Origin of the sequence: Hohaiivirga grylli (assembly GCF_039655745.1) — a bacterium.
In the GTDB taxonomy this organism is placed as follows: Bacteria; Pseudomonadota; Alphaproteobacteria; order Rhizobiales; family Beijerinckiaceae; genus Hohaiivirga; species Hohaiivirga grylli.
Genome location: NZ_JBBYXI010000002.1, coordinates 457761 through 476086, shown reverse-complemented (window position 1 = coordinate 476086; position 18326 = coordinate 457761). Strand labels below are relative to the sequence as shown.

Below are 18326 nucleotides of genomic sequence, written 5' to 3'. Positions count from 1 at the left end.
CCAGAATTCGCGCGTGGAGTATTAGCGATGACGGTTCAGCAAAACATCCTTGGCTTCATTGATCCGGGCCGACAAATAGGTCGACCCTCCATGATCGGGATGCAGCTTCTTCAGAAGCGTCCGGTACGCAGTTTTGATCTCGTCGATACTCGCCCCCGGCTTAAGCCCCAGGATATCGTAGGCTTCCTTTTCCGTTATCGTGCCCGTATGGGTGCTGCTGTTGCCTCCCGCCCCCGCGTTGCTGTCTCCCTGAGTGTTTTTACGCCCCGTGGCCGATCGGCTGTCCAGATACGCCTTTAACAGCCCTGCGCTATTGATATCCCTCTGACCAACAGCGTCATTCAGAATCCCCTGAATGACGCTTTCTGTTAGTTGGCTCAACCTTTTACCCTTATGGCTTCCTGACTTGATATATCCATCGAGTCGGCCCGTTTTATTATCAAGCTCAAGGGTGACCAGCTCCGAGGAAAACCGAGAAACATCGCCTGAAGCCGAAAGGCCGAGGTATCTTTGTAAAATGGGAAGCCGCCAGCCAAAGAAGTAAAGCCCTGCAGCAACACACACAATTGCAACAAACCATTGCCCTTTAACAAAAAGAACACCGGCAGCAGCAATCAATAAGATACCAAGGATACTGCTGCCATATTTGGATGACAGATATCGCAGAACTTTATTGTCACTTTTAGAGGCCCACCATAAAGCACCAAGTATGGCGGCAACGAATATCAGATTTCCCATAACAGACCGACCAGCACAGGTTAGATATGCAAGATTTCATACCTGTGCGCGATAATCGCCGATTAATCAAGGAAACAGCATTGCTGGTCAATCGGACTTCAGTGGTAAGTGCATAGAACCGGAATATTATCTTCCGCATTATCCTCATCTTCTGAGGCCTCCCCACCTTCTCTCTGGTGAATCCCGACATCACAGAGACGGCTGCTGAGCTCAAGGAAGCTCTGCTCACTCATCTCCATTTCTGCCTCAAGCTCGAAGAATTCTTCATCCTCCGAATCCATTTCAGCGAAACGTTCATAAGCGGCAGACATGACGGCATAGGCAACAGCCACTGGCAAAGTCCGAAACAGGGTTGAGTAATCTTCCTCAAGCTCTCCCGTGGAGACATCCCTCATCTGGACGAGATATCCATCCCGAAGAGCCAGAACTTCATAGCGGCAGCACCAACCTTCAGAAGCAATAAACATGGAAGCCTCCCCGTCTGTATATACATGTAAATGCAAACGGAGATTCAGCAGTTCCAGCGTGCCATATTGGCATTTTGTACTAATTGCTTTTTCTTATAATAACCCGAGACTGGACAGCTCGCGGCGCAGTGATTCTGGCATTTCCTCAATGCCCTTTGCCCCTTCGCCAATATCTCGAGGGGCATCTTTAGGATCAAGATAACGCCATCCCTGAAATGGTCTATAAGGCCTTGGCTCAACAGCAATAACCTCATGATCCAGGAAAATTCGGCACCGATTAATGCCCTCAGAATCAGTAAACTGCTTGAGATTTAAGAGCTTCTGCCGACAACACAGCTGCCCTTTGATAACCCAGTACATGGAGCCGCCATCCAGCAGCTCATCAACCTTCTTAGGAAACATCCGGGTCGTATGCGTTTGCTCGTAGATCATTCCACGACTTTTATAGAGACTTTCATTCGCACCGATGTAGTCACGTAAATCCTGTATGGATTCAACGCCAACACACAGCTTGATCAAATGAAGTGACATACAACCCTCATCATCCACATCAAATGCAGACCTCTATCACGTCCCGATTAACCCAGACGTGACAGAGCATCCTGCATTTTTACCTTCCGGGAGGCTGCATCATCACGGCGCTCGCGCTGCTCTTCAACGACCTCTTCAGGGGCTCTGGCCAAAAAGTCCTTATTGCTCAGCTTGGCATCAATCTTGGCGATATCGCTATTCAGCTTGGCAATTTCCTTAGCGAGACGTGCCTGTTCTGCCGCAATATCAACAACACCTTCCAATGGAAGTGCTGCAATCTGCCCACGAACAAGTAGCTGTACTGAGCTCTTTGGAGCAGCCTCCGCAAACCCGATATCAGACAAACGGGCAAGACGACGGATCATATCGCCCCATTTCTCTGCATTTACACGGACCTCATCACTTGCATTCACAAGAACAAGCGGAATCTGTGCTCCGGCAGGAACATTGGTTTCAGCACGGGCTGACCGAATCTCAGAGACTAGATCTACAACCCAGCCAATCTCAGCCTCGGCAGCAGCATCTTTCAGAGCATTCAGCTGCGGCCATTTAGCCAACGCCAGCACACTTTCACGAGCAGGCCCTTCTTCACCTTTAATGGCCCAGAGTTCTTCTGTGATGAATGGCATAAATGGGTGAAGCAGCTTGCAGATTTCATCGAGAACAAAGGCAACAGAAGCCCGTGTTTCAGCTTTTGCAACTTCATCTTCACCCTGGAAGACAGGCTTTGCCAGCTCAAGGTACCAATCGCAGAATACGTTCCAGACGAACTTATAAGCAGCACCCGCTGCATCATTAAAGCGGTAAGCTTCAATAGCCTGCGTAATATCCGAACATGCATTGGCACATTCACTGATAGCCCATTTATTCAGAACATCTTTGACCGTTGACGGGTCAAAACCTTCAGTCCGCTTACAGCCATTCATTTCGGCAAAACGGGCTGCGTTCCAAAGCTTGGTTGCAAAGTTGCGGTAACCTTCAACACGCGACATTGCCAGTTTAATGTCACGGCCCTGTGCCGCCATTGCCGACAGTGTAAAGCGCAGTGCATCAGCACCATATTTTTCAATGACGGACAGCGGGTCAATGACGTTGCCTTTCGACTTCGACATTTTAGCGCCCTTCTCATCACGAACAAGAGCGTGGATGTAAACCGTATGGAACGGAACTTCATCCATGAAATGCAGCCCCATCATCATCATACGGGCAACCCAGAAGAAGATAATATCGAAACCGGTTACTAGCGTTGTTGTAGGATAGAACCGTTTCAGCTCAGGCGTTACATCCGGCCAGCCCAGCGTTGAGAAAGGCCACAGACCGGATGAGAACCATGTATCAAGAACATCCTCATCACGGACCAGAGCAACGTCCTTACCATGATGATTACGCGCAGCAGCAAGGGCTGCTTCTTCATCGGCCTCAACGAAGACATTACCTTCTTCGTCATACCATGCCGGAATCTGGTGTCCCCACCAGAGCTGACGCGAAATGCACCATGGCTCAATGTTTTCGAGCCACTGGAAATATGTTTTTTCCCAGTTCTCAGGAATAAACTTCATCTGGCCATTTCGAACAGCAGCTAATGCACGTTCTGCCAAAGGCTTCACATTCAGATACCATTGGTCTGTCAGATATGGCTCAATAACAACACCGGAACGGTCACCGTGCGGAACAACGTGGGTATGGGCCTCAACCTCAACCAGAATCTCACGCTCTTCCAGCATGGCAACAATCTGCTTACGGGCAGCAAATCGCTCCTGACCATTTAATGCCAGGATGGCATTGAGATCACTGCCCTGCAGGCCAGCAAGGAAATCTTCATTATCGTTCAGTGCCAGATTGGCATAGACATCGAAAATATTGATCAATGGCAGATTGTGACGCTTTCCAACCTCAAAGTCATTGAAGTCATGAGCAGGAGTGATCTTAACCGCACCTGTACCCTTTTCCGGATCAGAATAACTGTCAGCAACAATTGGAATACGACGGCCAATCAATGGGACAATCGCAAATTTGCCAACAATATCCGCATAACGTTCATCATCTGGGTGAACAGCAACAGCCGTATCACCCAGCATTGTTTCCGGACGGGTTGTTGCAACAGTGACGCTACGGCCCGGCATTCCTTCAATTTCATAGCGGATATGCCAGAGGTTGCCTTTAACCTCGATCTGTTCGACTTCAAGATCAGAAATAGCAGTCTGGAATTTAGGATCCCAATTGACCAGACGCTTGTCGCGATAGATCAGCCCCTGTTTATGCAGATCAACAAAGACCTTACGAACGGCGCGCGAAAGTCCCTCGTCCATGGTAAAGCGTTCACGGGACCAGTCACAGGATGCGCCAAGGCGTTTCAGCTGATTGATAATAGTTCCGCCGGATTCTTCTTTCCACTGCCAGACGCGCTTGATGAATTCTTCACGGCCCAGATCACGACGATGGATATTATCTGCGGCAAGCTGGCGTTCAACAACCATCTGGGTTGCAATACCGGCATGGTCAGTGCCCGGCTGCCAAAGAACATCCTTACCGCGCATGCGTTCAAAGCGGCATAAGATATCCTGTAATGTATCATTCAGGGCATGGCCCATATGCAGTGAGCCAGTCACATTCGGAGGTGGAATAACAATAGAGTAAGGCTGCGCATTCTCGCGATCCTTACGCCCAGCTTTAAAAGCCTCTGCTTCGTCCCAACGGGTGGCAATGCGTGCTTCAACAGCAGCTGGATCAAATGTCTTTTCCATAATCAAACCGAATGTTAGCGCCTGTAGCGCAGATGTAAGAATGTATTTTTACGGATAAGCCAACATCACTGTCTGAGCAAGTGATTGTCAGCGATGGAAGCTGAAATGAGCAATAAAAACGAGATTTTATCACTTACGGCCAGATAGCCGTTCAATTTCTTCTCGCACGAGACGCTCAACCAGACCTGACAGATTATTATCAAGCCACTCTTTCAGCATTGGCCGAAGCATGTCCTGGGCAGCAGCTTCAACATCAAACTGCTGTACTGTTTCTGTAAGCTCGAAGAATGACTGACGCACAGATTGCTCAACCTGCTCTGAAACAAGCCCCTCGTCTTCAGAGATAACGTGACTATCTGCAGACTCATCAGCAGTATAATCAATAAACTCTTCAGCAGCCTCGCTCTGCATTCCCTCAACCTCACCCTTAATGGCATTAAGGGCAGCACGAAGGGCCTGAATATCATCTTCGATTGATGTTTCAACCGGAACAACCGTCTCTGTCTTTACAACTGGCTTCTCTATACGCTCAACGGTTGACGACATTGCCTTCTGATCATCAGCAATGATCTTACGGATGGAGTTGAGTATCTCCTCCATCGACTGTTCTTCCGTTTTTTTACTTGCTGCGCTATTCGCCATTGAAACTACTGCTATCCGATGGGACATCACAAAACATAGCCCCATAAACAATGAGGCGTATAGTTATTATTCTATTAACGCCTGATTACGCAACAGGCTTTCATGATTTAGGCCTTACTGTACACGCCTAGTTTTCAAACAAAAAACCCGGACTTTTCAGTTCCGGGCTTTTAGCTAATTACTTTTATTTGCCATCCGGCGTCATGATGCCACCCCATGAATCCTTGATCTGGTCGTAGTGGACCGATGGATCATAATGGGCAACGTCAAGGGCCAGATAACGTGCAGTCAAACGGCCCATAGCCTGAACAACAGCGTATGAAGCAACAATTCTGTCACGCTGAGCGGTGATCAGCAGAACGCGGGAATTCAGAAGTGTCTGCTGGGCGTTCAGCACATCAAGCGTAGTACGCTGACCAACACGCGCTTCTTCACGGACACCGTTCAGAGCAACTTCGTTTGCATTCACCTGAGCCTGATACGCGGTGATCTGTGCCTTGGCAGCTTCAAGCTGGCCCCATGCTGAAATTACAGCAGCACGAACCTGATCGCGGATAGAATCTGCCTGCAGACGAATCTGACCAACAGTTTCCTTAGCCTGACGCGTCGAAGCGGATGTTGCGCCACCCTGATAGATCGGAACCTTCAGCTGAGCAACGATCGAAGCATTAAGCCCCTTATCACCAACATAAGTGTTGCTACGGTAGTCACGAACAGTTCCCGAAACACCAAGTGTCGGGAGGAAATCTGCTTCTGCAACTTTAACCTGAAGCTCGGAAGCATCAACAGCATGCATAGCAGCAACAATAGCTGGATGCTCCTGCAGAGCGATATTCAGAGCCGCATCTGATCTCTTTGGAAGAAGCTTATCAAGCGGACGTCCCGGTGCCAGTTTTCTTGGTTCTTCACCGATAACCTGACGGTAAGTGGCAAGGCTCGAAGACAGGTTTGCTTCAGCAGCACTGACCTGCGAACGGGCACCAGCCAGACTGGCCTCTGCCTGCGCGACGTCTGTACGTGTAACTTCACCGACATTGAAACGGTCTGTCGTCTGGCGGAGCTGTTCCTGCAGAACTTCAACGTTATTGCGATTGAGGTTCAGGATGGCTGTATCACGCAGAACGTTCATATATGCCTGAGCAGCATTGAACAATGTTGTCTGCTCTTCATTACGAAGAGACTCGCGTGTGCTCAGAACCTGTGACTCAGCCTGCTTGACTGAGTTATAGGTTTTAAAGCCATCAAAAATTGTCTGGTCAATCTCAAGACCAATGCTTCGGCCTGACAAATAAGTATCAGTCGAGGAATCGAGACCAGGTCTCTTATAATTTGTGAATGAACGGCCAACGGATGCTGTCGCATTAATGCTTGGGCGATAACCTGCTTTGGCTCGGGCAACGTTTTCATCCGTTGCGCGCAAACCGGCACGCTGGGCGTTCAGATCTGGATTTGACTGATAGGCCTTAACCAGCGCCCCATTAATGGTTTCAGCCCCAGAAATTCCATATCCGGCAAGGAAAGCGGCAGCACTGACTGCTCCAACCAGGAGTAAACGCCATTTTTTATCTGCTTGTTTTCTCACGCTAACCTACCTGTAAATCAATGCTCATCATACGAAACGAAGATAGCAAAGCCTTAGACCCAAAATTACGAGAATCGGATTCCACCCAAGATGATAAACATCCAAGATGCGATCTCAATACAGAAACCCGACCCGTATTAACAAAAAACGAGTACTGGAGCAAAAAGGTTACACCCCACTCTTGTCAAAAGACAAAAGCAGAATCCTTGTGGAAAGCCTGCAAAATAGGTGCAGAAGCATCAATTATTTCCAGCCTGCCGAACGCATCACCTGAGCGCGTATGTAAAACAACACGAGAGACGGCACCTTCAGACTGGATGGCAACAAGACGCCCACCATCTTTGAGCTGCTTCAAGAGTTCTTCAGGAAGTTCGGCAACTGCACCGTTAACAAGGATGGCATCATAAGGGCCGTATTTTGCACCGCCAGTGACCAGATCTCCTGTCACAACAGAAACATTTTTATGCGAAGAGAGTTTTTCACGGGCACCTTCAGCAAGAGCCTCATCGGCCTCGAGAGCTACAACCTCTGCGCCAATTCCCGCCATCACCGCACTGGAATAACCATATCCACAGGCGACATCGAGAACTTTATCCCCAGGGGCAACTTCAAGAGCCTGAATCATACGGCTGATAACCATAGGCTGAAGCATGAAACGCTTATCAGCACCGTCAGATAACAGTACGTTCTGATCAATATAGGCATAAGCCTCTTTACCCGGAGCAACATAAAGCTCACGCGGGACACCAAGGATAGCCTGCAGAACGAGAGGATCTTTCACATCGCATGGGCGAATCTGGCTGTTAATCATGTTGAGGCGGGCTTGCTCGAAATCAACCATGAGTTTGCCTTTCGGACGGTATCAGTACCGTTCACATCTGGATGGAATGCAACACCATAAAAGATACTTTTAAAGGCTTACAGCCTTAGAAACTCGACATCTTATAGTTCTCGAAATATCTAAAAGCAAGCACCCTAAAAGATGTCATTTAGTCGTTTTTTTCCTCATTCATCCGTGGAGAAATCTGGATTTTCCGCATTGCGGATAAGCTCATTCAGGTCAAAGGAGGAACACCTTTGCTGTAATATTCGACTATCCGTCGTCTTCAGTTTATTTACACGAACAACCTGCAGGCAATAATCGTACTGCTTAGCCTGATGGTTGATATAAAAAGCCGGAATCAGCAAAACCACATAAATTATAATTGCCGGAAGCATATAAATCAGGGTCAGGAAGGCAATCCTATGACGAATACCCGGCGTATATATTGTCGCTTCTTTTATCGACTTCCTGGCAACAAGCTTTTTAAGAACCTTAATAGCCATAACGACAAAAATAGCTGTCATCGCCGGCAACCAGCCATAAATTGCAAGCTTGTGAAGGAAAAGTATCTGGTCGTAAGCCATATCCGGCCTTTAAAAAACTAAAACATCTCATTCACCGTATAACTGATACGGTGTTGTACTTAAAAATATTTTTAGGAAAATTGGAGGCCTCGGAGGGAATCGAACCCCCGTACAAGGATTTGCAGTCCTCTGCGTAGCCACTCCGCCACGAGGCCTCATCTTGCGCAACAAGTGCGGTGCATGCTCATAGCAAGCCTTTATCCAGAGAGCAACTGTCAGTTTCCAAACTTTTTTGTTTTCCCCCTCTTGCATATCTCACGAAGCCCCGATATACGCTGTCACACGATCCGCGATAGCTCAGTTGGTAGAGCAAGCGGCTGTTAACCGCTCGGTCGTAGGTTCGAGTCCTACTCGCGGAGCCAGTTTCTTTGCTGATAAGCAATTGTCCTAACTGGACTCACAAAGCCCCTGATGAAAATCAGGGGCTTTTTCGTTTGTACATGGACAAAGAACCGTATTTGGACAATCGTTCAAAATAATAGCGGACAACCTAAAATATTGATGCCCTCATCCTATCTATTAATTGGCACCGGTATTATGGCTCCCACATTACGTAGGCATTTAGCATAAAGAGTATTCAACGTGGGTGAAAGAAAGCCTCTCGACGGAAAAGCAACAGGCCTCATGTTACTGCTTTGTGCAGTATGGAGCCTTCAGCAAATTCTCATTAAAGCAGCAGCACCAGATATGGCCCCCACCCTGCAGATTGCAGTACGCTCGGGCTGCTCGGCAATCCTAGTCGTTCTGTTTATGCTTTTTACGAAAGAGAAAATCTCTTTTAAGGGAAGCCCGTGGCTGGCGGGTCTTTTTGCAGGTGCCCTTTTCGCACTTGAGTTTTTTCTGGTTGGTGAAGGCCTGCGCTATACCAATGCCTCACATATGGTTGTTCTTTTATATACGGCGCCTGCCTTTGTTGCGATTGGCCTTCATATTCTGATTCCGGAAGAACGCCTGTTTCCAATACAGTGGATTGGTCTGCTCATTGCCTTTGCCGGTATTGTCATTGCCTTCTCTGGCAAGGGAGAAAATGCAACCGCTTCTGCTCCCAATATTCTTCTGGGTGATATTCTTGGGCTTATGGCTGGTGCGGCATGGGGAGCAACAACAATTGTCGTGCGCTGCACGCGTTTGGCGACCATACCTGCATCTCAAACCCTGCTTTATCAGCTGATCAGCGGCTTTGTCATTCTGTTAGCTGGCGCGATCGTAACCGATCAGCATCATGTCACTATGACGGCTATTGTCTGGACCAGCCTGCTTTATCAGTCGATTATTGTTTCCTTTGCAAGCTTTCTCGCATGGTTCTGGCTCTTGCGAACCTACCTCGCATCCCGACTTGGCGTCCTGTCATTCATGACACCAATGCTTGGTGTTGTGTTGGGAATTGTCATCCTCAATGAAAAAACGGAAACAAACTTCCTGATTGGCGCCGTTCTTGTGCTCTTCGGCATTATCCTTGTCAGTGGTCACAGCTGGATGAAGAGCCTTTTGGTACGGCGATCCAAATGAATAAGAATCTGTCTGGCAATCACACCGTGTTATGAATAAGATGCCTCTGTTATTAAGGACTGAGAGGCAATTATGACTTTCCCATTTGTTTCTGCTCAATGGCTCCATCAACGCCTGAATGATCCCTCACTCGTTGTTGTTGATGGCTCCTGGTACCTTCCGGCAATGGAACGTGATGCTAATGCAGAATATCTGGAAGGGCATATTCCTGGCGCTGTTCGCGTCGATATTGATGACATAAAAGATAAAAGCTCCTCTCTTCCCCACATGCTCCCATCACCAGAAGATTTTGCAACTTATGCGGGGCAGCTGGGAATCAGTGAAGTTTCCACCATTGTTGTTTATGACGGCCTCGGTTTATTCGCCGCTCCACGGGTTCGCTGGATGTTTCAAATATTTGGAGCCATCACAGTCTATATTCTTGAAGGTGGATTACCGGCCTGGAAAGAAGCAGGATTTCCCCTTGAGAAAGGCGAGGCCCCGCAGCGTCAGCCCAAAACATTCGTGCCACGTTTCCGTAAAACCCGTGTTGCAGACGTCGATATGGTTCAGCAGGCAATAAGCCAGAATATTGCGCAAATTGTCGATGCCCGCAGTCCAGAGCGCTTCCGTGGAGAAGCGGCCGAACCTCGTCCGGGCTTACGCTCCGGACATATTCCCGGCTCAAAGAATCTCCCTGCAACAGCGCTGACAGTGGATGGCAAACTCAACAAACTTAAAAGTCCGGCTGAAATCAAAACACTTGCCAATCAGGCTGCTATCAATTTGGATTCGCCTATCATCACATCCTGCGGTTCAGGCGTTACAGCAGCGATTGTGTCTCTGGCCCTGGAGACAATCCAGCATGAGCCACGAGCTCTCTATGATGGCTCATGGACAGAATGGGGCTCCAGAAGCGAGCTCCCGATAGAGCCTGCAACAAAATAAATCTTACCGCAGAGGGAGGCCGTATTGCAGCCCTCCCTCTGACCAAAGGGAGTTTTGACCTCGTTTAATCTTGAGCGGTGTGTCTGCTCCAAGATTTCTTTCAAAGACTTCAGCATAATTGCCAACATGCTTGATCACGCTGTGTGCCCATGTTGAAGTCAGGCCCAAATCCTGACCAATATGACCTTCAACACCAAGTAATCTTTGCACAGCAGCATCCGGTGAGTTTTTTTCGTCATCAACATTCCGTTGATTGATGTTAAGCTCTTCGGCATCAAGCATCGCCATGTGAACCCAGTAAAGCAGCCTACCCCATTCCCGGTCCTTGGAAAGAACAACGGGCCCTATTGGCTCCTTGGATATAATATCAGGTAAAAAGGTATATTCCTCTGGATGCGGCGACATCACACGCCATGAGTATAATGTTGCCATATCAGCAGAAACGGCATCACATTCACCACGTCCATAGCCTTCAAAGGTTTCTTTACCTGATGAGAAACCAATGGTTTTGATGAAGATTTTCCGATTTTTAAAAAACTCTGTCACATTCTCGGCTTTAACGGTCGCCTTTTGAACGCAAATGGTTTTATCGGCTAATTCGCTGGCAGAAGAAATTTCCAGTTTTTTTGAAACAAGAATGCCCTGCCCATCGTAGTAAGTGATGGCTGCAACATTCATTCCATCTTTCATTTCTCGGGAGAGGGAAGCAGAAATACGGGCAAGCAAGATATCAATCAATCGCTTCTCTAATGCCGCCTCACGAGCTCCCGTTTCAATTTCCCTGATTTTGATTTTCGTACTGTCATTAAAAATGGCAGCAGCAACAGCACGACAGAAATCAATATCAAAGCCCCGCCATTCCCCATCACTTCCCTTCTGCATGAAACCTTGTAACTGTCCGGTCACACCACAGGATACGAAGCCATTTCTCTTAATACGGGAAAGAACATTTGATGCTTTGGCTTCGGCAGCAATACCCTCTTGTATTCCCCAAGCGGACAACAAAGCCAGCGACATGAGAACAAGTGTCATTTTGCGCATGAAAACTGCCATTTGATCTTTTCTTTCCCTGTTAAACAGGAATAAGTTGCATTCCCTATATCATTGCGGGATTTATACCCCGATGCAAGTTTAATGCCGCGTATCATAAGCGGCATTGCAGCTTATAAGGTTATATTATGTCACAGTCAGATAAATCCCGGTTTGATATCAGCACCCGCCTCGTCTATGCGGGCAGAGAGCCCTCCAATCAATATGGCTTCGTAAACACGCCAATTTATCGTGGCTCAACGGTACTCTATAAAACCATGGATGATCTGGTTCATGGCAAAGCCAAATATACCTATGGAACACATGGCACACCAACCATTGACTCCCTGACATCTGCATGGACTGAACTGAGTAATGCCGCAGGAACTGTTCTTGTTCCATCCGGGCTTGCAGCTATTGCGGTTGCTCTGATGTCCTGTCTCAAAGCCGGTGATCATCTCTTGGTTACCGATTCGGTCTATCGTCCGACACGTCATTATTGTGACGGGTTCCTGAAGCGTTTCGGTGTAGAAACAACCTATTATGACCCATTGATCGGTAAGGATATTGAAAAGCTTTTCAAGCCCAATACAACAGCGGTCTTTACGGAAGCTCCGGGTTCCCAGACCTTTGAAGTGCAGGATATCCCGGCAATTGCAGAAATTGCTCACCGCCATGGCGCAACCGTTCTGATGGACAACACCTGGGCAACCCCTCTGTTCTTCCCACCCCATGACAATGGTGTCGATATTGCAATTGAGGCTGGCACCAAATACCTCTCCGGCGCATCTGACCTCCTTCTGGGAATGGTCTCAGCCAATGAACGTAGCTGGAAAGACCTACACGACACATGGGATTCCATGGCTCTTTGTGCCGGCCCGGAAGATGTCTTCCTTGGTCTGCGCGGGCTAAGAACAATGCCTTTGCGCCTGAAAGAGCAAGGAGCACGCGCATTGGAGCTGGCACGCTGGCTTGAAAAGCGCCCTGAAGTTGCCCGTGTTATTCATCCCGGCCTTGAATCCGACCCCGGTCATGCAATCTGGAAAAGAGACTTTAAAGGATCTTCCGGTCTCTTTGCCATAGAGCTACAACCCGGCCCTATATCAGGGGTCGCTGCCATGCTCGACAATCTCGAACTCTTTGGCATGGGCTATTCATGGGGTGGCTTTGAAAGTCTGGTCATTCCGTTTGATTGCAGCAGCTATCGCACGGCAACGACATGGCAGGCAGAAGGCCCAATGCTTCGTATACAGGTGGGTCTTGAAAGCCTTGATGATCTGAAGAGTGATCTGGATGCTGGTCTTAAGCGGTTTGCGCAACACAGCAGATAAAACAAAGCCCCGGATTTCCGGGGCTTTTTTATTTAGCTGTTCTGTTTCTTTTCCCTGAATACGAACATCAGGTTTCGCAGGTAGATAAACGTCCCTAATGATTGCCCGAGAATAAAGACCGGGTCTTTCTTGTACAGCGCATAAGCCAGAAGCAGCAGCCCACCGCCAATAGACAGGAACCAGAAGGATATCGGGATAACGCTTTTCCCTGCCCGCTCACTGGCAAGCCACTGCACCAGAAAACGTGCGGTAAACAGAGCCTGACCGATGAGGCCGATCATAACTGCGATATCGAGATTCTCGATAAACACGGCATGCAGATAGCCACCAAGATCACTGAAAATACTGGCGATCATAAATTACACCATCAATCCATTTTCTGGACCTGTGGCACACGACGACGGCGGCGAATAAGCCACCAGACACCAGCCAGATCCATTATGCTAACCCAGAGCCTGTCAAATAGACCGTAATTGGAAACACCCGTATAACGCGTTCTATCAACAACATCGACATAACCAATACCAAAACCTTCTCTCTTCACGAGAGCAGGCATGAAACGGTGCAAAGCATCGAAATATGGCAAAGCGAGGTAGACATCGCGCTTGAACATCTTCAGACCACAACCTGTGTCACGCGTTCCATCTCTCAAGATGGCACCACGCACACGATTGGCAATTTTTGACTGGAAGCTCTTGAACTTACCATCTTTACGACCGGTACGCTGCCCGGCAACAAGGGCCATCGCATCTCCACCAGCTTCAAGAACAGAGAGCATTTCAGGGATATAAGCCGGGTTATTCTGCCCGTCCCCATCCATTGTAACTACAACAGGAGCTGTTGCATGCCTCACACCTGTCCGGACAGCTGCACTTTGCCCGCAACTCTCTTTATGTTTAACCCAGTGAAACCAAGGATAGCTTTCACTCAGCTCTGTTAGAATAGAAGGTGTTGTATCGGTTGAGCCATCATCAACATAGATAACTTCAAATGGCCCAATATCCGTTGCTGCCTGAACGATTTCATCGACAAGCGTACGAATATTACCTTCTTCGTTTTTTACAGGAACAACAACACTGACGCGTGGTGTCCCTTTGGGAGCTTTTTTTGTAGCTTTCATTCTCGGCAACTTACTGAGGAGATTATCTGCTTATTCGTTATATGCGGTTTCGTAAACGAATATATCTATTCTCTTCCCACCATTGATGTTGAAACCGGAGACAAGAACCTGTCTCCGTAACTTGATACCCTGCTCTTCCGTGAGCATACGAAAGGCTTCATTGTAGCGATTATCAACGAAAACAACGCGACAACCACCCTTCTTCATAAAGTCTGCGGCATCCTGAGCACCATCAAGCATATTCAGATCTGTCCCCGTGAGGAATACCAGACTAGGCTCACGATAACCGAGTGTACCGATAACAGGCGTAGGACATTTTGCCTCTTTTGCAGCCTCCGCCAGTCGCGGCGAAATCTTGAGAGACTGCAGGTCATGCTGGAAAAACCCAAAGACACCAACAGCAACAAGAACAGATGCAAGAAGTGATGTCAGAATACTCCCGACAACCCGCCCCTGAACAAAGATGTTTCGAGACACAAAAGCCATAGCGGCGGCAAATAACGTCACCGCAAAACCGCTATAGGCAATCGTCTTATCGAAAGATATTGATGCAAAAAGAAGCCCTACGGCCAGAACCAGAGGAATAAGCGGGACAACCCACGAAGCGAGTCTCGCCAATGGCCTGTTCGGGCCAATAAACTTATCACTGACTGCAAGCATCACAACAATGGCAATAGCCGGATACAGCGGCATAACATAGTGCGGCAGCTTGGTTGGAACAGCCTCAAAAATAATCCATGAGGGCACAATCCAGGCCAGACAGAAGGCAACTTCACGAATATGTCTGTTCGTCCACGCAAAAGGCACGGCAATGGCCGCCAGTATTGCACCCGGCCAGAATGTTGCAAAGAAAGCAATAATGTAAAATCCGGGAGGAGCGCCATGAACCTCCTGCCCTTTGGCAACTTTAGCCAGCATATCCTGACCAACAGAAGCCTGAAAGAACTCTCCGTGGCTTTTGATGGCTATAGCGATAAACCAGGGCAGAACAATAATGAGTGTTGCCAGAAGCCCCCATCCGAAGCGGAGACTGCGCAACCAATATGCCGAGCGATCCTTAAAAATCAGGCAGACGGATGTAAGGCCTGCAAACATCACGACCATTGGCCCCTTCACAAGAATACCAATCGCCATGCCGAGCCAGAAAACAACACAGGTTCGAACAGGCAGTTTAACACTTCCCTGCCCGAGATAGGCTCTTGCCAAGCCTCCCATAACAGCCATGGAACAGGCAAGCAGCGTTGCATCAGTCTTCGCCAGCTTTGATTCAACCATCAGAATAATACTAGCCGCAACAAGGGAGGCCGCCAGAAAAGCTCCGCGCCTGCTTAAGAAAGCGAGTGCAGCCCAATAGCTCAACAGTACACCACCTATCGCCCCCAATAACGAAGGAAGGCGATAGAGTGCTATTGTCGTTTTGGCTTCAGGGACACCAAGTGCCTCTGCAGCTGCAACAACAGATGCCTGTATCCAGTAAATACCAACTGGTTTCTTGTGGCGTGCCTCATCCTGAAAACGGATATCGACAAGATCACCGGTCTCAAGCATCTGCTTCGTCGCTTGTGCAAAACGCGGCTCGTCACGATCCATGGGTTGCAGAGAAGAGAAACCAGGCAGAAAGCACATAAGACACAAGGCAACCAAAGCGGCACAGGCATAGCCATGCCCACGCTCAACCCATGACAGGAAGCGCTCAACCCAGCCCTGATCGCCAGCATCACCAATATGAGAAAATGGAGTTAGATTTGCCATTCGTGTCTTACTCTGCGCAGGCCAGCTGCGTATGCTTCACTCAAGATACGGCAGATAACATGTTTTACCGTCTGAGTTTACTCTTTTATCGCTGCTCAAATGTCAAATCATCAAACAGATAAAATGCACTTTGTCCCGGATAGCTTTATGTCTTTATTTGCAAAATGATAAAGGCCGCCCCTTAACAAGGGCGGCCAATATATTCTGGACTTTACGAAATTACTTCTTAGCCGGTGCCTTTTCAGGAGCCGGAGGTGGTGGAATCATCAGCTCCGGCTTTGGTGTTGTTGCCGTACTGATTGGAAGGATCGGGTATTCAATGCGTGGCTGCTCACCTGTCAAAGTCTTGAGGAATGCCGTAATAGCCTTAACCTCATTATCTTCAAGGGTTACACCAAGCTGAGCCGTACCCATAACACGAACGGCACTTTCAAGTTCCCAAACCTTACCACTGTGGAAGTATGGTGCTGTCAGAGCAACGTTACGCAAAGGAGATGCACGGAAGACATATTTTTCATCTTCTGTCTTCGTCACAGTGTAACGGCCTGGATCATTCTCTGGAAGAATACTGGCATCAGGCTTCTCAACCATACCGAATGGGAAGTACCCATTACCACCAAAGTTCACCCCGTTATGGCAGGTCGTACATCCCTTTTCCATAAACAGGGAAAGACCTTGTTTTTCTTCAGTAGTCAGAATTTTATCATTGCCTTCAAGGAACTGGTCAAACCGGGCAGCAGGTGTCACCAGTGTGGCTTCAAAGGCCTCAATTGCCTTGGCAACATTATCAAAGGTTACAGGATCCTCTTCCCCCGGGAAGGCAACTTTAAAATCTTCAACATAACGCGGCATGCTTTTCAGGGTAGCAATAACGCGCTCTGGTGTACTGGCCATTTCAACGCCAGCCTGTATCGGGCCCTTTGCCTGTTCTTTCAGATCAGCCGCACGGCCATCCCAGAACTGAGCTGTATTGAAGACCGCATTTAAAACCGTCGGTGCATTACGAGGGCCAGTCTGCCAACCATGCCCGACAGAAGTCTCCAGATTATCACCACCGCCCATGCCAACGTTATGGCAGCTGTTACAGGAGATAAAACCACTCTTTGACAAACGTGGCTCAAAAAACAGTTTTTTACCAAGCTCAATTTTGGCATGCGTAATCGCATTATCCTTTATAGCTGGTATGACAGATGGGATAACTTCAAAAAATTCTGCGGCTTCTTTCCTGAGTTCACTATCTGTCTGTGTTGCAACAGCTGGCACAGTGATGGCAAGGAAAGCCGCAGATACTAGTAACTTACCCAATAATTTCATCTGCCCACTCCATTTTAAACAAGGCTTGCTCTATAGTATGGCTGAATTAAAGGAGCTCCTTGATACGTATCAATTTTTTGCCGCTATCAGTAGCTACAAGACTAATCTTATCCAGTGTGTGGGTCCGCATTGGAACAGATCAAGATACGACAGAATAATGACATTAAGTTTTAAGAACTTAAGAGAGAAATTATGAATATAACAATACGTCACCTGCGAGCATTCATGGCTCTGGCAGAGCTTAGAAACTTTACGCGTGCCGCAAGTAGCGTTTTTCTCTCTCAACCCGCATTCAGTGCTTTAATCAATGGGCTGGAAACAGAAATCGGGTTCCGGCTTTTTGACAGAGACACACGCAATGTTCATCTAACCCCTGATGGAGAGGCTTTTAAACGGATCGCAATCCGCAATATCCGGCTCTATGAGGATTCCAAAAAGGAAATTAAAGCAATTGCCCATGGCGAACACGGTCGTGTTTGCGTAGCTGCTCTTCCTTCTGTCGCGGTTACCCTTCTTCCAAGCATTTTGCCTGTATTCCGCAAATCCTATCCCAATGTCCGCGTTGAGCTTATTGATGCTCCGTCGGACAGATGTATGCAGCTGCTGGATGATGGTATTGCCGATTTTACCCTGACAACCTTGCGGGTGGATAGAGATGCTTTTCATTCAGTGAAGCTCTTCACAGAGACCTTTCATCTCATCTGCCATAAAGACCATCCGCTTGCTGCCTTTGATATTATTTCTCTCAGCCAGCTTCACGGGCATCTGGTGCTCAATTTTTCTCGGCTCACCAGTATTCGTCAGCACCTTGACCACTCTCTTCCAGAGAATACGACCTATGATTCTCTCGAGGTTGAGCAGCTGACAACAATGATGGGGCTAATCGCAGCCGGGCTTGGTGTCAGCATTATTCCAGAGCTTGCTTTGTACCAGTTCCGTCATCCGGATATGGTTATCCGGCCTTTCAGTGATCTGAAGGTCTTCCGTGAGACGCATGTTATCCGTTTAAAAGACCGAACTTTATCGAATGCGGCTGAAAATTTCTACCGTCAGATTTTAGCTTATGATCCAGCAAAAATTGGTCAACAACCCACCTAAATTAACATTTAAATTTTGTATTATATTTTAAATATACAAATTTTATTGTTGATTAATTTTTATTACGTGTTATTTGATCACTAATCTCTCACTCTCCTTTGAGAGCCCTCTTTGTCCGTTCAAGGATTTGCAATC

At 47.9% G+C, this 18326-nt stretch carries 17 protein-coding genes and 2 tRNA genes; 5 read left to right on the top strand and 14 right to left on the bottom strand.

Going from position 1 to position 18326, the window contains the following annotated elements; genetic code table 11:
• Positions 1 to 21 precede the first annotated feature (21 nt).
• The 9 genes from WJT86_RS06600 to WJT86_RS06560 all read right to left on the bottom strand — a co-directional run bounded on the left by WJT86_RS06600 (position 22) and on the right by WJT86_RS06560 (position 8266).
• Entirely contained in the window at positions 22 to 738 is a 717-nt protein-coding gene (locus WJT86_RS06600; RefSeq protein WP_346336737.1) for a J domain-containing protein, read from the bottom strand.
• Between the two features lie 98 nt (positions 739 to 836).
• The gene (locus WJT86_RS06595) at positions 837 to 1205 is read right to left on the bottom strand and encodes a hypothetical protein (RefSeq protein WP_346336735.1); all 369 of its coding nucleotides are present in this window, start codon (positions 1203 to 1205) and stop codon (positions 837 to 839) included.
• Between the two features lie 93 nt (positions 1206 to 1298).
• Positions 1299 to 1736, bottom strand: coding sequence for a DUF1489 family protein (locus WJT86_RS06590; protein WP_346336734.1), 438 nt, complete (start codon positions 1734 to 1736; stop codon positions 1299 to 1301).
• A gap of 47 nt (positions 1737 to 1783) precedes the next feature.
• The gene (locus WJT86_RS06585; protein WP_346337060.1) at positions 1784 to 4483 is read right to left on the bottom strand and encodes a valine--tRNA ligase; all 2700 of its coding nucleotides are present in this window, start codon (positions 4481 to 4483) and stop codon (positions 1784 to 1786) included.
• A gap of 126 nt (positions 4484 to 4609) precedes the next feature.
• Positions 4610 to 5122, bottom strand: coding sequence for a DUF2497 domain-containing protein (locus WJT86_RS06580; RefSeq protein ID WP_346336733.1), 513 nt, complete (start codon positions 5120 to 5122; stop codon positions 4610 to 4612).
• Positions 5123 to 5306: 184 nt separating this feature from the next.
• Positions 5307 to 6704, bottom strand: a complete 1398-nt coding sequence (locus WJT86_RS06575; RefSeq protein WP_346336731.1) for a TolC family outer membrane protein — start codon at positions 6702 to 6704, stop codon at positions 5307 to 5309.
• Positions 6705 to 6888: 184 nt separating this feature from the next.
• Entirely contained in the window at positions 6889 to 7545 is a 657-nt protein-coding gene (locus WJT86_RS06570) for a protein-L-isoaspartate O-methyltransferase family protein (RefSeq protein ID WP_346336729.1), read from the bottom strand.
• Positions 7546 to 7709: 164 nt separating this feature from the next.
• Positions 7710 to 8111, bottom strand: coding sequence for a hypothetical protein (locus tag WJT86_RS06565; protein WP_346336728.1), 402 nt, complete (start codon positions 8109 to 8111; stop codon positions 7710 to 7712).
• Positions 8112 to 8192: 81 nt separating this feature from the next.
• Positions 8193 to 8266 (bottom strand) — tRNA-Cys (locus WJT86_RS06560).
• Between the two features lie 131 nt (positions 8267 to 8397).
• Here WJT86_RS06560 and WJT86_RS06555 point away from each other — a divergent pair.
• From WJT86_RS06555 to sseA, 3 genes are all read left to right on the top strand, one after another.
• Positions 8398 to 8473: transfer RNA gene (locus tag WJT86_RS06555), tRNA-Asn, on the top strand.
• Positions 8474 to 8693: 220 nt separating this feature from the next.
• A complete protein-coding gene (locus WJT86_RS06550; protein ID WP_346336726.1) occupies positions 8694 to 9620 on the top strand; it encodes a DMT family transporter in 927 nt (308 codons plus the stop codon).
• A gap of 72 nt (positions 9621 to 9692) precedes the next feature.
• Positions 9693 to 10547: a 3-mercaptopyruvate sulfurtransferase gene (sseA, locus tag WJT86_RS06545; protein ID WP_407066916.1), complete on the top strand. Its 855-nt coding sequence runs from the start codon at positions 9693 to 9695 to the stop codon at positions 10545 to 10547.
• Positions 10548 to 10550: 3 nt separating this feature from the next.
• Here the strand turns inward: sseA and WJT86_RS06540 are convergent, their stop codons facing one another.
• Positions 10551 to 11588: a transporter substrate-binding domain-containing protein gene (locus WJT86_RS06540; protein ID WP_346336725.1), complete on the bottom strand. Its 1038-nt coding sequence runs from the start codon at positions 11586 to 11588 to the stop codon at positions 10551 to 10553.
• A gap of 137 nt (positions 11589 to 11725) precedes the next feature.
• Between WJT86_RS06540 and metC the strand changes: the two genes are divergently transcribed.
• Positions 11726 to 12907 (top strand): cystathionine beta-lyase, encoded by a 1182-nt coding sequence (gene metC / locus WJT86_RS06535; protein WP_346336724.1) that lies wholly within the window; start codon positions 11726 to 11728, stop codon positions 12905 to 12907.
• A 32-nt stretch (positions 12908 to 12939) separates the two neighbouring features.
• On the opposite strand, the gene WJT86_RS06530 is transcribed toward metC, so the two are convergent.
• The 4 genes from WJT86_RS06530 to WJT86_RS06515 form a co-directional block, all read right to left on the bottom strand.
• Complete coding sequence (locus WJT86_RS06530; protein ID WP_346336723.1) at positions 12940 to 13263, bottom strand: lipid-A-disaccharide synthase N-terminal domain-containing protein; 324 nt, start codon at positions 13261 to 13263, stop codon at positions 12940 to 12942.
• 11 nt (positions 13264 to 13274) lie between these two features.
• Positions 13275 to 14027 carry a glycosyltransferase family 2 protein gene (locus tag WJT86_RS06525; protein WP_346336722.1) on the bottom strand — a complete coding sequence of 251 codons (753 nt, stop codon included), beginning with the start codon at positions 14025 to 14027 and terminating at the stop codon, positions 13275 to 13277.
• A 30-nt stretch (positions 14028 to 14057) separates the two neighbouring features.
• Positions 14058 to 15779 carry an ArnT family glycosyltransferase gene (locus WJT86_RS06520; protein ID WP_346336721.1) on the bottom strand — a complete coding sequence of 574 codons (1722 nt, stop codon included), beginning with the start codon at positions 15777 to 15779 and terminating at the stop codon, positions 14058 to 14060.
• Positions 15780 to 15998: 219 nt separating this feature from the next.
• Complete coding sequence (locus WJT86_RS06515; protein WP_346336720.1) at positions 15999 to 17093, bottom strand: cytochrome-c peroxidase; 1095 nt, start codon at positions 17091 to 17093, stop codon at positions 15999 to 16001.
• Between the two features lie 192 nt (positions 17094 to 17285).
• Between WJT86_RS06515 and WJT86_RS06510 the strand changes: the two genes are divergently transcribed.
• Entirely contained in the window at positions 17286 to 18191 is a 906-nt protein-coding gene (locus WJT86_RS06510; RefSeq protein WP_346336719.1) for a LysR family transcriptional regulator, read from the top strand.
• The last annotated feature ends 135 nt before the right edge of the window (positions 18192 to 18326 follow it).

What these genes read in the sequence shown, in the direction of transcription:
- WJT86_RS06600 (WP_346336737.1), bottom strand. Translation starts at nt 738, where the DNA reads ATGGGAAATCTGATATTCGTTGCCGCCATACTTGGTGCTTTATGGTGG.
- WJT86_RS06595 (WP_346336735.1), bottom strand. Translation starts at nt 1,205, where the DNA reads ATGTTTATTGCTTCTGAAGGTTGGTGCTGCCGCTATGAAGTTCTGGCT.
- WJT86_RS06590 (WP_346336734.1), bottom strand. Translation starts at nt 1,736, where the DNA reads ATGTCACTTCATTTGATCAAGCTGTGTGTTGGCGTTGAATCCATACAG.
- WJT86_RS06580 (WP_346336733.1), bottom strand. Translation starts at nt 5,122, where the DNA reads ATGGCGAATAGCGCAGCAAGTAAAAAAACGGAAGAACAGTCGATGGAG.
- WJT86_RS06570 (WP_346336729.1), bottom strand. Translation starts at nt 7,545, where the DNA reads ATGGTTGATTTCGAGCAAGCCCGCCTCAACATGATTAACAGCCAGATT.
- WJT86_RS06565 (WP_346336728.1), bottom strand. Translation starts at nt 8,111, where the DNA reads ATGGCTTACGACCAGATACTTTTCCTTCACAAGCTTGCAATTTATGGC.
- sseA (WP_407066916.1), top strand. Translation starts at nt 9,693, where the DNA reads ATGACTTTCCCATTTGTTTCTGCTCAATGGCTCCATCAACGCCTGAAT.
- WJT86_RS06540 (WP_346336725.1), bottom strand. Translation starts at nt 11,588, where the DNA reads ATGCGCAAAATGACACTTGTTCTCATGTCGCTGGCTTTGTTGTCCGCT.
- metC (WP_346336724.1), top strand. Translation starts at nt 11,726, where the DNA reads ATGTCACAGTCAGATAAATCCCGGTTTGATATCAGCACCCGCCTCGTC.
- WJT86_RS06530 (WP_346336723.1), bottom strand. Translation starts at nt 13,263, where the DNA reads ATGATCGCCAGTATTTTCAGTGATCTTGGTGGCTATCTGCATGCCGTG.
- WJT86_RS06525 (WP_346336722.1), bottom strand. Translation starts at nt 14,027, where the DNA reads ATGAAAGCTACAAAAAAAGCTCCCAAAGGGACACCACGCGTCAGTGTT.
- WJT86_RS06520 (WP_346336721.1), bottom strand. Translation starts at nt 15,779, where the DNA reads ATGGCAAATCTAACTCCATTTTCTCATATTGGTGATGCTGGCGATCAG.
- WJT86_RS06515 (WP_346336720.1), bottom strand. Translation starts at nt 17,093, where the DNA reads ATGAAATTATTGGGTAAGTTACTAGTATCTGCGGCTTTCCTTGCCATC.
- WJT86_RS06510 (WP_346336719.1), top strand. Translation starts at nt 17,286, where the DNA reads ATGAATATAACAATACGTCACCTGCGAGCATTCATGGCTCTGGCAGAG.